This is a genomic window from Gammaproteobacteria bacterium, assembly GCA_029880545.1.
In the GTDB taxonomy this organism is placed as follows: domain Bacteria; phylum Pseudomonadota; class Gammaproteobacteria; order Acidiferrobacterales; family SZUA-150; genus JAOUOD01.
On the sequence record JAOUOD010000014.1, the window covers coordinates 32,532 to 45,368 of the forward strand.

The 12,837-nt window shown below is 53.4% G+C and carries 13 protein-coding genes and 1 tRNA gene; 2 read left to right on the forward strand and 12 right to left on the reverse strand.

Annotation, left to right across the window (positions count from 1 at the left end; genetic code table 11):
* Positions 1–33 precede the first annotated feature (33 nt).
* A complete protein-coding gene (locus OEZ10_13645) occupies positions 34–822 on the forward strand; it encodes an alpha/beta hydrolase family protein (GenBank protein MDH5634015.1) in 789 nt (262 codons plus the stop codon).
* A gap of 15 nt (positions 823–837) precedes the next feature.
* Here the strand turns inward: OEZ10_13645 and OEZ10_13650 are convergent, their stop codons facing one another.
* From OEZ10_13650 to alaC, 4 genes are all read right to left on the reverse strand, one after another.
* Complete coding sequence (locus OEZ10_13650) at positions 838–1,614, reverse strand: hypothetical protein (GenBank protein MDH5634016.1); 777 nt, start codon at positions 1,612–1,614, stop codon at positions 838–840.
* A gap of 107 nt (positions 1,615–1,721) precedes the next feature.
* Entirely contained in the window at positions 1,722–2,810 is a 1,089-nt protein-coding gene (thrC, locus tag OEZ10_13655; protein ID MDH5634017.1) for a threonine synthase, read from the reverse strand.
* Positions 2,811–2,813: 3 nt separating this feature from the next.
* Positions 2,814–4,136, reverse strand: coding sequence for a homoserine dehydrogenase (locus tag OEZ10_13660; protein MDH5634018.1), 1,323 nt, complete (start codon positions 4,134–4,136; stop codon positions 2,814–2,816).
* 15 nt (positions 4,137–4,151) lie between these two features.
* Positions 4,152–5,327 (reverse strand): alanine transaminase, encoded by a 1,176-nt coding sequence (gene alaC, locus OEZ10_13665; GenBank protein ID MDH5634019.1) that lies wholly within the window; start codon positions 5,325–5,327, stop codon positions 4,152–4,154.
* A gap of 171 nt (positions 5,328–5,498) precedes the next feature.
* Between alaC and OEZ10_13670 the strand changes: the two genes are divergently transcribed.
* A complete protein-coding gene (locus tag OEZ10_13670; protein MDH5634020.1) occupies positions 5,499–5,882 on the forward strand; it encodes an MTH938/NDUFAF3 family protein in 384 nt (127 codons plus the stop codon).
* A gap of 77 nt (positions 5,883–5,959) precedes the next feature.
* Here the strand turns inward: OEZ10_13670 and rpoS are convergent, their stop codons facing one another.
* The 8 genes from rpoS to pheT form a co-directional block, all read right to left on the reverse strand.
* Positions 5,960–6,925: an RNA polymerase sigma factor RpoS gene (rpoS, locus tag OEZ10_13675; protein MDH5634021.1), complete on the reverse strand. Its 966-nt coding sequence runs from the start codon at positions 6,923–6,925 to the stop codon at positions 5,960–5,962.
* Positions 6,926–7,002: 77 nt separating this feature from the next.
* Entirely contained in the window at positions 7,003–7,929 is a 927-nt protein-coding gene (locus OEZ10_13680) for a LysM peptidoglycan-binding domain-containing protein (GenBank protein ID MDH5634022.1), read from the reverse strand.
* Complete coding sequence (locus OEZ10_13685) at positions 7,926–8,597, reverse strand: protein-L-isoaspartate(D-aspartate) O-methyltransferase (protein ID MDH5634023.1); 672 nt, start codon at positions 8,595–8,597, stop codon at positions 7,926–7,928. Before OEZ10_13685 ends, OEZ10_13680 begins: the two co-directional genes overlap by 4 nt.
* Entirely contained in the window at positions 8,594–9,346 is a 753-nt protein-coding gene (gene surE / locus OEZ10_13690) for a 5'/3'-nucleotidase SurE (protein ID MDH5634024.1), read from the reverse strand. The genes OEZ10_13685 and surE overlap by 4 nt, the downstream gene beginning before the upstream one ends.
* A gap of 158 nt (positions 9,347–9,504) precedes the next feature.
* Positions 9,505–9,581, reverse strand: a tRNA-Pro gene (locus tag OEZ10_13695).
* A 98-nt stretch (positions 9,582–9,679) separates the two neighbouring features.
* Positions 9,680–10,069 carry a MerR family transcriptional regulator gene (locus OEZ10_13700; GenBank protein ID MDH5634025.1) on the reverse strand — a complete coding sequence of 130 codons (390 nt, stop codon included), beginning with the start codon at positions 10,067–10,069 and terminating at the stop codon, positions 9,680–9,682.
* A 12-nt stretch (positions 10,070–10,081) separates the two neighbouring features.
* Entirely contained in the window at positions 10,082–10,414 is a 333-nt protein-coding gene (locus OEZ10_13705) for an integration host factor subunit alpha (protein MDH5634026.1), read from the reverse strand.
* Between the two features lie 35 nt (positions 10,415–10,449).
* Positions 10,450–12,828 (reverse strand): phenylalanine--tRNA ligase subunit beta, encoded by a 2,379-nt coding sequence (pheT, locus tag OEZ10_13710; protein ID MDH5634027.1) that lies wholly within the window; start codon positions 12,826–12,828, stop codon positions 10,450–10,452.
* Positions 12,829–12,837 lie beyond the last annotated feature (9 nt).

Sequence of the window (12,837 nt, forward strand, 5' to 3'; positions counted from 1 at the left end):
CTGACTATTCGCACTCCTTACGGTGAGGACCCTATGAAAACTTCAATTTTCCGAACCCTTTTTCTGGCCGCATCAATGTTGTCTGCGATCAGCGTCCTGGCTTCAGACTATGACAAGGAAAAGCGCTGGGCAGACCAGGTTGTAGATTCGATCATGACTGGCGATGCGGTTTGGCTTGAGGCAAACGGGCACAAGTTTCTCGGCATTCATACCGAGCCGGCAGATTCAGGCAAGACTACAGGTGTTATTATGTTGCACGGTGTTGGTGTACATCCGAATTGGACTGACGTGGTCCAGCCGATTCGAGTCGGTGTTTCAGAGGCGGGTTGGCACACGTTGTCCCTGCAAATGCCCATACTGGCCAACGACGCTGAAATCAGTGCGTATAAGCCACTCTTTCCCGAAGTCTCGCCGCGCATTGATGCCGGTATTGAGTTCCTTAAGGCCCGGGGCATGAAATCCATTGTCATTGTTGGCCATAGCCTTGGTGCGACTATGGGAGGGTATTTCGTCGCTCGCCATTCCGGAACCGAGGTCAAGGCTCTCATTGCCATTGGTGCTTCCGGTCTCTCATTCAAAGATGAAAACCTGGATTTTGTGAGTTCCCTGAAAAAAATCAAGAAACCGGTTCTGGAAATTACCGGCAGCGAAGATTTGCCCGACGTACTGCAAACGATGAAGCTAAAAGCCCAGTCTGCAAAAGATGCGGGCAACAAGCATTACAGGGTCGCCAGAATTGCCGGCGCCAATCACTTCCTCGTTGGCAAGGAAGCGGAGCTGGTTAAAACCATAACTGACTACCTGGAGCAGGTTGGAAAGTAAACGGATGATGCGCTGCTAGCGAAGCGCTTCAATTTTGACAATGTTGCGTTGCTCGAGCCGGAACTCAACCCGGCCGCCAGCAGCGAATTCCTTTTCCAGTACCAGCAACGATCCTTCCTGGTCTTTCAGCAAGGCTTCATGGACGTTGTTATCAATGTCGGTGATGCGAACATAGAAACCGAAATATGCCGGCAAGTCTTCAAGCGAAAACTCCTTGTAGGATTTATCCGGCTCCGGCTCCGACCGGGCTGGCCGCCGGGTTTCTGTTGTTGACTCCCTGGTGTCTGTCACTGGCTCAGGCTGACTGTCTGCAGGAGAAATTATTGTTTTGTTCTCCGCTGTCGCTTCAGCAGCCCCGGGTGTTTGTGTGCCAGCTTCGCTGACTGACTTTCCCGCCTCTATCGCCTGCGCTGCAGGTGTCGCATCACTGCCTTTCGTGTCAGCAGCTGCAGAAGGCACACCTCTTGCAGACGGTTTTCCGGTGATACCGGAATACAGCAACTTGGCCGTGGGCCCCATATTCTCGGGCTTGGTGAGACTGACCAGGTATTTGTGCGGAGGCCAATAACCTTCCGTATAAGAGGAATAAACGATGGCGCCAAGGCCAACAACGATCAGCGCCAGGCCACCACGCGCGAGGCGCCAGTGGCGCATGCAGAAGATCGGGGCAACTATCGGCGCCAAAAGCAGGAACAACACGCCCCACGCGATATGGGCACGAAATGCGCCAACAATAAGCGCAATTAACCCGAATAATACTCCAAGAACACCGAGTATAGCCGCAGCTGCCATGGAAAATCCTTTCCCTTGAAACGATCAGTCCCGGTTATTCTGTATCAGTCACCCACGATTAACAACAAGCTTTCGAATATACGCAGAATGGCCAACTGCGGCTGGCCCTAGTTATCCGTTGTCATGTTGTCCAGAATGGCCTTTTTGACTTCCGCCAATTCAGCCTTGACCTGGACTACCGGTGACGTGCTTTGTTTGATAGCCGTATCCGGATCCTTCAGTCCATGACCGGTCAAGGTGCAGACAATGCGCTTGCCTTCAGGTATCTTTCCAGCCTTTATGTCGCGCAGCGCACCGGCCACCGATGTTGCTGACGCCGGTTCACAGAAAATACCTTCATTTTCTGCCAGCAATTTCTGGGCAGCGAGGATTTCTTCGTCGTCACACTTGTCGAACCATCCGCCTGACTGCTTTTGCGCTTCCCAGGCCTTGTCCCAGGATTGCGGGTGTCCGATCCGTATGGCTGTCGCAATGGTGTCCGGGTTATCGATCATTTCACCCTTGATAAACGGCGCAGCTCCGGCAGCCTGGTAGCCGACCATGACCGGGCGATTATTCACAATTCCGTGGTCTGCGTATTCAGTGTAACCCATCCAGTGCGCCGTAATGTTTCCGGCATTGCCCACGGGCAGGCAATGATAATCCGGCGCGGCGCCAAGTTCTTCACATATTTCAAATGCTGCCGTCTTCTGGCCCTGCAAGCGATACGGATTGATGGAGTTAACAATGGTTACCGGTGCTTCTGAAGCAACTTCCTTTACCAGGCGCATGCCGTCATCGAAGTTGCCCTGAATCTGGATAACAACGGAACCATGCATCATCGCCTGGGCAAGCTTGCCCATGGCAATCTTGCCCTCAGGGATCAATACAAATGCAGTAATGCCAGCGCGCGCGGCATAGGCAGCAGCTGCAGCAGAGGTATTGCCGGTAGACGCACAAATAATCGCCTTGCTGCCCTCTTCTACTGCCTTGGTTACCGCCATGGTCATACCGCGATCCTTGAATGACCCGGTTGGATTGAGTCCTTCGTACTTGATATAGATATCCACGTTCTTGCCAACAAGGCGAGGAATGTTGTTCAGCCTGATCAGCGGCGTATTGCCTTCCCCGAGGCTGATAATACGAGTATCGTCGTGCACCGGCAGGCGGTCACGGTAGGCGTCTATTAGTCCGGTATATCGGCTGCGAAAAGGCATAACTCAGTTCCAGTCTTTGTTCAGTTGTTCCATACGAATGCGCATAATGTCGCCATCAATTGCTTCAAGTGCTTCGATTTGTGCAATCGCGGTATTCATGTCTTTTTCCAGAGTGCGGTGAGTCAGGATAATAATGGGCACGGTGGTGTCGGTTTCGCCCGGCTCTTTCTGGATAATCGCCTCAATACTGATATTGAGCTCGCTCAGAATACGGGTGATATCTGCCAGCACCCCGGGTTTGTCCATGGCCTGCATACGCAGGTAATAGCTGCTGTATACAGATTCCATGGCGAGAATCGGCAGGTCTACCAGTGCGTCCGGCTGGAATGCCAGGTGCGGCACCCGGTTGGTCGGGTCTGTGGTCAGTGTCCTGACAACATCGACTATGTCAGCAACTACAGCTGATGCAGTGGGATCGGAACCGGCACCAGCACCATAATACAGTGTTGGGCCAACGGCATCACCCTTTACCAGTACAGCGTTCATGACGCCGTCAACGTTGGCCAGCAATCGCCGCTCAGGGATAAGGGTCGGGTGAACACGGAGTTCGACGCCATTCTCTGCCTTCCTGGCAATGCCAAGATGCTTGATGCGGTAGCCCAGTTCTTCGGCATAAGCGACATCATCGCGGGTTAGCCGGGTAATGCCTTCTGTAAAAGTCTTGTCAAACTGCAGTGGTATACCAAACGCAATGGCGGCCAGTATGGTCAGCTTGTGAGCTGCATCGATGCCTTCAACGTCGAAAGTCGGGTCAGCTTCGGCATAACCAAGCGCCTGAGCTTCCTTGAGTACGTCATCAAAATCACGACCCTTGTCACGCATTTCAGTCAGGATAAAGTTGCCGGTACCGTTGATAATGCCCGCAAGCCACTCAATCTGGTTGCCCGCAAGGCCTTCACGTATTGCCTTGATGATGGGTATACCTCCGGCGACAGCGGCTTCAAAGGCCACCATAACACCCTTTTCCTGCGCCGCCTTGAAAATTTCGTTGCCGTGTACGGCAATCAGTGCCTTGTTGGCGGTGACGACATGTTTGCCATTTCCTATTGCCTGCATGACAAGATCATAAGCCAGTTCGTAACCGCCAATCAGCTCTACGACAACGTCAATATCCGGGTTGTTCACCACATCTGCCGGGTTTTCAGTCAGCGTTATGGTGGAGGTATTGCAGTTACGTTCCTTGTTGAGACTGCGGGCCGCGGCATGGGTAACCTTGATATCACGTCCGGCACGGCGCGTAATTTCCTTGGCGTTGCGTGCCAGCACATTTACCGTTCCGCAGCCAACCGTGCCCAGGCCCAATATACCTATATTAACGGGTTTCAACTTCTGCTCCTTGGATTAACCTTGCTTCAGCAATTTGCGTATTGAGCGAATCGCCTGTCTTGTTCGATGCTCGTTTTCAATCAGGCCAAAGCGTACGTATTCATCACCGTATTCACCAAAACCGACACCCGGTGAAACAGCCACCTGGGCCTCGGTCAGCAATTTCTTGGAAAATTCCAGTGACCCGGCTTCACGATATTGCTCGGGAATTCTGGCCCAGACAAACATTGTTGCTTTCGGTTTTTCAACCGCCCAGCCGGCGGCAAACAGGCCATTGCACAAGACATCACGGCGCGATTCGTACATCTGCCGGATTTCTTCTACACAATCCTGAGGGCCCTCAAGCGCGGTAATTGCCGCCACCTGGATTGGCGTGAACATGCCGTAGTCGAGATATGATTTCATGCGTGCCAGCGCCGACACCAGTACCGGGTTGCCGACCATGAAGCCTACGCGCCAGCCGGGCATATTGTAACTCTTTGACAACGAGAAAAACTCTACAGCAATATCCTTGGCACCTTTCACCTGCATGATCGACGGCGCCTTGTATCCGTCGAAAACGATGTCGGCGTAGGCCAGGTCATGTACTACCCAGATATTATGTTCGCGGGCGATCTCGACCACTTTCTCGAAGAAATCCAGTTCTACACATTGCCCGGTCGGGTTGGCCGGGAAATTCAGCACCAGCATTTTGGGCTTGGGCCAGGAATTCTTGATGGCAGTTTCCAGCTCATGGAAAAAGTCGCCGCCGGGCACAAGCGGTACATGACGTATATCCGCGCCAGCTATAACAAAGCCGTACGGGTGTATCGGGTATGCCGGGTTTGGAACCAGGATGGCATCACCCTGCTCGACGGTGGCCAGCGCCAGGTGCGCGAGCCCCTCCTTGGAACCAATGGTGACAATGGCCTCGGAATCCGGATCCAGGTCCACATCGTAGCGATTTTTGTACCAGCCACAGATCGCCCGGCGAAGTCGTGGAATTCCGCGCGACACTGAATAGCGATGGGTATCGCCGCGCTGCGCAACCTCAATCAGCTTGTCGACAATGTGCTGTGGTGTTGGCTGGTCTGGATTACCCATGCCAAAATCAATAATATCCTCGCCTCGCTTTCTCGCTGCGGCCTTAAGATCGGTGACGATGTTAAAGACGTAGGGGGGAAGGCGCTTTATGCGCGCAAATTCATCCATTTTGTTCGCGGTACCATAAGCCAGACCTGCGGTCCGGGGTGTAAGAAAGATATCCCGGCGAGCTGCCGGGTTTGCGGTCGAAACATAGCCGGTAGGATGCGCGAAAGTCAATTAGCCACTGCAAAAAAGGGCTTGCAGGCCTGCCGGCAACACGGCATAACGGACACCATCATGAAACTACGCCTCGACGGTACCAGGAAACACCAGAATGTCATCAGCGCTATTTTTGATGACCACATTGTCGTTCGCGATGAGTCGTGCCGAAGCAGTATTATCCTGACTGCAGACAACATGTCCGCCTGGAACCCGACTTCCGTAACTGCGCTCGCTGCCGCCCATATGACCGAACTACTGGAATTTTCGCCGGAAATCGTCCTGATCGGTACCGGCACCAGGCTTGAGTTTCCGGCCATGGAGTGCCTCAGACCATTGATTGATACTGGAACAGGCTACGAAATCATGAACAATGCGGCTGCATGTCGGACTTTTAACGTTCTGGTTTCAGAAGATCGGCGAGTAGTGCTGGGCATAATTTTGCCGGCAATACGCGATTGAAAGAGACCGGATTCAGGCTGGCAGACGACACCGGGTTACCTGGATTGAACGGTTCGCGGGGAAGCCTCAACGGCGAATTAGAATAACGCGTCCACAGTGTAACCGGATTTTTCCAGAATGACGCGCAACCGTTTGAGCGCTTCTACCTGGATCTGGCGAACGCGCTCACGGGTTACACCAATATCGGCACCCACTTCCTCAAGAGTTGAAATTTCCCGGCCACTAAGACCAAACCGTCGCTCCACAACTTCCCGCTGTTTGTCGCTCAGTTCGGCCAGCCAGGTCTGAAGCTGTTCCTGCAAGGTATCACTCTGCATCGCCTCATCAGGCTCCTGGACCCGGTCATCAGGAATGGCGTCCAGCAGCGAACGGTCAGGATCATTATCAAGAGGCGCATCGACTGATGTCACGCGCTCATTCAGTCCCATCATGCGTTTAACATCATCAAGAGGCTTGTCCAGCAGACTGGCCACATCTTCCGGCGTCGGTTCATGATCCAGTTTTTGCGCCAGGTGGCGCGCCGCGCGCTGATAAATGTTGATTTCTTTAAGTACATGAACCGGCAACCGGATGGTGCGCGTCTGGTTCATGATGCCGCGTTCGATGGTTTGACGAATCCACCAGGTGGCGTAGGTCGAGAATCGGAAACCACGCTCAGGATCGAATTTTTCCACGGCACGAATCAGTCCCAGATTCCCTTCTTCTATAAGGTCCAGCAAAGCCAGCCCGCGGTTCATGTATCGCCGCGCAATTTTGACCACCAGCCTGAGGTTGCTTTCGATCATCCTCTTGCGTGCGGCGTCATCGCCTTTCAGCGCGAGCCGGGCGTAATACACCTCTTCTTCAGCGGACAGGAGTGGAGAAAAGCCGATTTCCTTGAGATACAGACGCGTGGCGTCGGCCTGAACCCCGGTGTCGTCGGCCTCGAAGAATCTTTTGTCGACTTCGCTGTCTGAACCGGATTCCGAATCATCAGTTTCGGCTGTCTCGGCTGCAGTATCATCGTCTTCAAGCTCGTCACCGATTACGTCGACGTCATCGATACCAGACTCTGCTACCGGCTCTGTCACAGGCTTCCCCTCTTTGGACTTCCTGGTCATTGATTCTATCCCGATTCCGGCTAACGTCGCGGCAGAAATTTCAAAGGATCTACCGATTTTCCCTTGTAACGGATTTCAAAATGCAGCTTGACCCGGTTGGTTCCCGAGTCGCCCATGCCCGCGATTTTCTGTCTGCTTTGTATCACATCACCTTCTTTGACGTAAATATTTTCGCAATGCGCATAAGCACTTAGATAATCATCGTCATGTTTCACAATAATGAGATTGCCATAACCACGCAACCCGCTGCCCCGATACACCACGGTTCCCGGGGCCGCAGAGACAATCGCCTGTGCTTTTTTCCCGGCAATTTCGATGCCTTTGCGTTGCGCTTTCCCGGAGTATCGACCGATCACTGTGCCAGCTGTAGGCCATGACCAGCGTCCTCGATAAGGTTTTGAGCGCACGGTTTCCGGGCTGGATTGCCGTGATTCAGCCGATTTGGGTTTTGGGGCCCGAGCCTGGTGTGACGATACATCGGTCATGCTGCCAGTCACGTCTAGCGTCTGACCGGGATAAATGCGGTACGGTTTGTGTAGCTTGTTCAATCCAGTCAACCGGGTCACTGACAGTCCGTGGTGTCTGGCGATACTGTAGACCGTATCACCCTTGACTACTTTATACTGGCCGCTGGCGGTTTCCGGGTTGCGCCCGGAGTCAGGTCGAGGTGTGTCACCGGGCGGGCCTAGAGTGATTTTTTGCCCGGGTTTGATCAGGTAATCATTACCAATTCCGTTCCAGGAGGCGAGGTCTCGATAGTCACGACCGGTTTCCCAGGCAATGCTGTACAGGGTGTCTCCCGGTACAACTTCCCGGGTCGGGTTGGCCGGTTCGCGCAAAGATTGCCCTTTGTTTTCTATTGGTGCCCGATTAGGGCCTGCGCATCCGGCGACAAAAATTGTTGCCCATACCAGCACCCTGATCCTGATCGGCAACAATTCAATCACTCCCTGTCAGCCCTGTGCCCGGTTATCAGGGGAACAAAATTGACCTTCTCGAGCAATCTGCAATCAAAATCTTCTTCCAACCGCGTATACAGCAGCAGATCCTGAGGCTCGCCTTGTCGTCCAACCGGAATCACCATCCGCCCGCCCGGCGCCAGTTGTTGTAGCAAAGACACCGGTGTCTCGGTTGCGGCAGCTGCCACCAGGATACCGTCATAGGGCGCATTGTCCTGCCAACCCCAGCCTCCATCAGACAGGGTTGCCTTCACGTTTGTGTAGTTGAGCTGTTGAAATCGTTTTCGGGCCGCAAAATGGAGTGGCTCCAGACGCTCAACGGTAAAAACCTGCTGAACCAGCGGTGACAATACACAGGCCTGGTAGCCACAACCGGTACCCACTTCGAGAACCTTGTTCAGCGGACCGGATTCGAGCAGAGCTTCAGTCATGCGCGCGACAATATAGGGCTGCGAAATGGTTTGTCCATGGCCTATTGGCAGCGCGGAATCTTCGTATGCCCGACTGGCCAGTGCTTCATCCACGAACAGATGGCGAGGTGTATTCCTGATGGAATCGAGAACCAGGAGATTTTTTATCCCTTCTGACTGAAGGCGCTGCACCAGCCGTTCCCGGGTGCGCGCTGACGTCATCCCGATGCCTTCGCGGTTCATCATTCATCAGTCCCGGCAACAAGGTGGTTCACGGCATCCATAGCAGAATGTCGGGTCAGGTCCACGTGTAGCGGTGTAATGGATACAAAGCCGTTTCGCACCGCATGAAAATCCGTTCCCGAGCCTGCATCCGCTTCAGCGCCTGGCGGGCCAACCCAGTATACAGGGTTGCCGTGCGGATCCTGTGCGCGAACCACCGGTTCAGCCTTATGCCGATGCCCCAGGCGTGTCGCCTGCCAGCCGGCGAGCTGTTCATATGGAAGATCAGGGACATTGATATTCAGAATGGTATCGGCAGGTATCGGGCTGCCAGGTATCCGGTCAAGTACATCACAGACAACACGTGCCGCTGTCTGGTAATGCTTCGGGTCGAAATTGCCCATAGATACTGCGATGGCGGGCAACCCCAGGAAGCGCCCCTCCATCGCCGCCGCGACCGTGCCGGAGTAAAGTACGTCGTCTCCCATATTGGGGCCGGAGTTGATGCCGGAAATGACGATATCCGGCTCGGCGGCCAGCAAACCTGTAATCGCGAGATGAACACAATCGGTAGGTGTGCCATCAACATGGAAACTGTGTTCGCCGGTTTGCTTTGCCCGTAATGGCCGGGTCAAGGTTAACGAATTGCTTGCCGCGCTCCTGTCCCGGTCCGGCGCCACCACCCAAACCTCGCCGTACCGATGAAGTGCGGCAACCAGGCATTGAATGCCCGGGGATTGATAACCATCATCATTGCTCAAAAGTATCAGCATAAACAGAACATACAAGACTGCGTGCTATTCCCAAAGCGGTACACGGTCAATCCTGGTTGATTAGCAAAGTGGTTTGTATGCCCGGTTAAGAAATAATAATTAACTTTAAATATAGTCAATATCGTATTGTTTTTTAAAGTAAATAATATTTGAGAGATTGGTCGGGGCGAGAGGATTTGAACCTCCGACCACTGCAACCCCATTGCAGTGCGCTACCAGGCTGCGCTACGCCCCGAATGCTCGTTTTGTTGATGCCCAAACGGCGGCCGGATAATACCGCCATGTGCAATGTGATGGTAGCCCGACAGCTGGCTTGCGAGGAAAAAAATCTGCTCAGACGTGATGGGTTGATGAGGCCTGGTCTTCTGCCGATTTTAGAACGGCCAACACATCCTCGAGTTCGTCTATTAACGAACGAATCGTATCGGAATGAGCTGAAAGCATCAGTTCTGGGTCATCGGTAATCAGCTGGTTGCGCGCGCCACTAATTGTGAACCCATCAACGTATAAAAGTTCTCTAATTTGGCGAATCAACACGACATCATGACGCTGGTAATAACGGCGATTGCCGCGACGTTTTACCGGTTTCAGTTGTGGAAATTCCTGCTCCCAGTAACGCAGAACGTGCGGTTTTACGGCGCACAATTCGCTGACTTCGCCTATGGTGAAATAGCGTTTGCCCGGAATCGGGGGGAGTTCATGGTTATCGCCTGGATCTAGCATCACTTTTTATTTTTATCCCGCGCTGGCTTCGACTTTCTCTGTATCCGGACTCAGCAGGTGGGCATTTTGCTCCACCCTCTCTTTCAGTTTATGACTTGCACGAAAAGTTACAACCCGTCTTGCTGAAATCGGAATTTCTTCCCCGGTTTTTGGATTTCGTCCCGGCCGTGAATTCTTGTTGCGCAGACCAAAATTGCCAAATCCTGACAGCTTGACGGCCTCACCGTCTTCCAGTGAGGCACGAATCTTTTCAAAAAACAGCTCCACAAACTCCTTGGCTTCGCGTTTATTCAGCCCAAGTTCGTTATACAGGCTCTCTGCCAAATCAGCCTTTGTCAGTGCCATATTCCTACCCTGTTGTTAATGCCGAGGTGAAGTTCTTATCGTAGTTCGGCGCCGAGTTCCCGACGCAGCACCCCGAGGATGTTTTCGATGACACCCTCAATCTCTACCTCTTTAAGAGTGCGCGAAGAGTCCTGTAAGGTCAAGCCCAAACCAAGACTTTTTCTTCCCGAATCAATACCTTCGCCACGATAGTCGTCAAAAAGCTGGAGGTCTGTGAGCCAATTACCTGCTGCAGCACGAACTAATTTCAAAACCTCGCTCGCCGGAGTTTCAACGGGCAGAACTACGGCCAAATCGCGATCTATGGCAGGGAATCGCGAAATTTCTCGAAATTTGGCGATTTTATCACCCTGTATTGCGGAAATCGCAACCTCCGCCAAGTAAACGGCCTGATCAAAATCAGATTTTGCAGAAATTTCCGGATGCAGCGCGCCAATCCAGCCAATATTTTTGCCGTTTCGGCTAATCTGGGCGCACTGCCCCGGGTGCAAGGCCGGGTGGCTGGTGGCCTGGAACTCGAAATCTTCACCATTTAACCCACTCAGGCCCAGAACTGCTTCCAAATCCCCTTTTAGATCAAAAAAGTCCATCTGCCGAGGTTTCTCAGCCCAACTCGGGGTGGATGCGGGACCGGTAAGGGCCATAGCCAGCATTTGCTCTTCCAGGCTGCCCTTACCCTTTTTGAGGAAACGGTGGCCAGTTTCGAATATCCGGATCCGATACTGCTGACGATTGAGGTTGTGCTCAACGACCTTTAGCAGCCCTGGCCACAGGTTGGTGCGCATGACAGCCAAATCGGAAGCAATAGGATTGGCTAATGGTATAGCCTGCACCTCGGGATTCAGGCGTTGCTGCATTTCCGGATCGACAAAGCTGTAGGTAACGACTTCCTGGTAATCCCGGCTGGTCAATAGCCTGGCCACGTCATGTGTGCTGACCTGTGTTTCCGGGACCGGCGCCATATCCAGGATGCCCTGCGGCATGGTTTCCGGGATATTGTGGTATCCGTACAGTCGCGCCACCTCTTCGATCAAATCTTCTTCCCGGGCGATATCAAATCGATAGCTCGGTGCCGTGACCTTCCAGCCGCCGTTGATTGCCTTGACAGTCATGCCCAGTCGCTTCAGGTAGGATTGAATGCGACCAGATGCCAGCTTGATGCCCAGAACCGATTCAACCCGCTTGTGACGAACAACAATAGCCATGGCCCTGGGCAGATGTTTTGCCAGCTTTTTTTCAATCACTGGACCGGGTTTACCGCCGACGATGTCAACCAGTAACGCGGTGGCGCGTTCAAGCGCATCCTTTTGTAACTGTGGATCGACACCGCGTTCGAACCTGTGCGATGAATCTGTTTGCAAGCCAAGGCTGCGAGCCCGGCCCGCTATGGCCGAAGGCGCAAAATATGCGCTCTCGAGGAAAATATTGGTGGTATCGTCCGACACGGCAGACTGGGCGCCTCCCATAATACCGGCAAGCGCTACCGGGCCTTTGTCATCTGCGATCAGCAAGCTGCCGGTTTCGATGTCGCGTGTACTGCCATCAAGCAGTTCCAGTCTTGTTTTTTTCTGACAGTGTTTGACGTGGATGTTGCCGTTCAGTCGACCCAGATCAAATGCATGCATGGGCTGGCCAAGCTCCAGCAGTATGTAGTTGGTGACATCAATGCACGGACCCAGGCTGCGCAATCCGCTACGGCGCAATCGCTCCTGCATCCACATGGGTGTTACCGCGGCTGGATCGATATCTTCGATAACCCGGCCGACGTAGTGCGGGCAGTCTGATCCCGCCTCCAGGCTGATGTTGATTCGCGTCTTGCTGGCAGCCTTGACCGGAGTAATCTTGACCGGTGTCAGTCGCGTGGCTGTCAATGCTGACAATTCACGAGCGATGCCGGCAACGCTAAGGCAATCACCGCGGTTTGGCGTAAGATCAATTTCTATTGCCTTGTCGTCAAGAGCAAGCGCCTTGAACAATGACTGACCGGGCTTCATGTCACCATGTAATTCCATCAGCCCATCAGATTGCTCTGACAGACCAAGCTCCTTTGCCGAACAAAGCATGCCGAAAGAGTCTACGCCGCGAAGCGTGGCGGTTTTGATTTCCATGCCGCCAGGCAACACTGCGCCAACCAGTGCAACAGGTGCTTTCAGTCCTTCGCGTGCGTTGGCAGCACCGCAAACAATCTGCAGCTGCTTCTTGTTCCCGACCAATACCTGGCAAACCTGTAACCTGTCAGCTTCCGGGTGTGGCCCGGCTTTGACAATCTGGCCAACAACTATGTTGACCAGGTCGGGACTAACGGGTTCTATACCATCCACTTCAAGACCGGCCATAGTCAGGCAGTCGGCGATGCCCTGCGTCTTCAGTTCGGGATCGACCCACTCACGCAACCAGGATTCACTTATACGCATAGTTTATTT

Excerpts from the sequence above, each read along its gene's own strand:
- OEZ10_13645 (MDH5634015.1), top strand. The coding sequence starts at position 34 with ATGAAAACTTCAATTTTCCGAACCCTTTTTCTGGCCGCATCAATGTTG.
- OEZ10_13650 (MDH5634016.1), bottom strand. The coding sequence starts at position 1,614 with ATGGCAGCTGCGGCTATACTCGGTGTTCTTGGAGTATTATTCGGGTTA.
- thrC (MDH5634017.1), bottom strand. The coding sequence starts at position 2,810 with ATGCCTTTTCGCAGCCGATATACCGGACTAATAGACGCCTACCGTGAC.
- alaC (MDH5634019.1), bottom strand. The coding sequence starts at position 5,327 with ATGGATGAATTTGCGCGCATAAAGCGCCTTCCCCCCTACGTCTTTAAC.
- OEZ10_13670 (MDH5634020.1), top strand. The coding sequence starts at position 5,499 with ATGAAACTACGCCTCGACGGTACCAGGAAACACCAGAATGTCATCAGC.
- OEZ10_13685 (MDH5634023.1), bottom strand. The coding sequence starts at position 8,597 with ATGATGAACCGCGAAGGCATCGGGATGACGTCAGCGCGCACCCGGGAA.
- surE (MDH5634024.1), bottom strand. The coding sequence starts at position 9,346 with ATGCTGATACTTTTGAGCAATGATGATGGTTATCAATCCCCGGGCATT.
- OEZ10_13700 (MDH5634025.1), bottom strand. The coding sequence starts at position 10,069 with ATGCTAGATCCAGGCGATAACCATGAACTCCCCCCGATTCCGGGCAAA.
- OEZ10_13705 (MDH5634026.1), bottom strand. The coding sequence starts at position 10,414 with ATGGCACTGACAAAGGCTGATTTGGCAGAGAGCCTGTATAACGAACTT.
- pheT (MDH5634027.1), bottom strand. The coding sequence starts at position 12,828 with ATGCGTATAAGTGAATCCTGGTTGCGTGAGTGGGTCGATCCCGAACTG.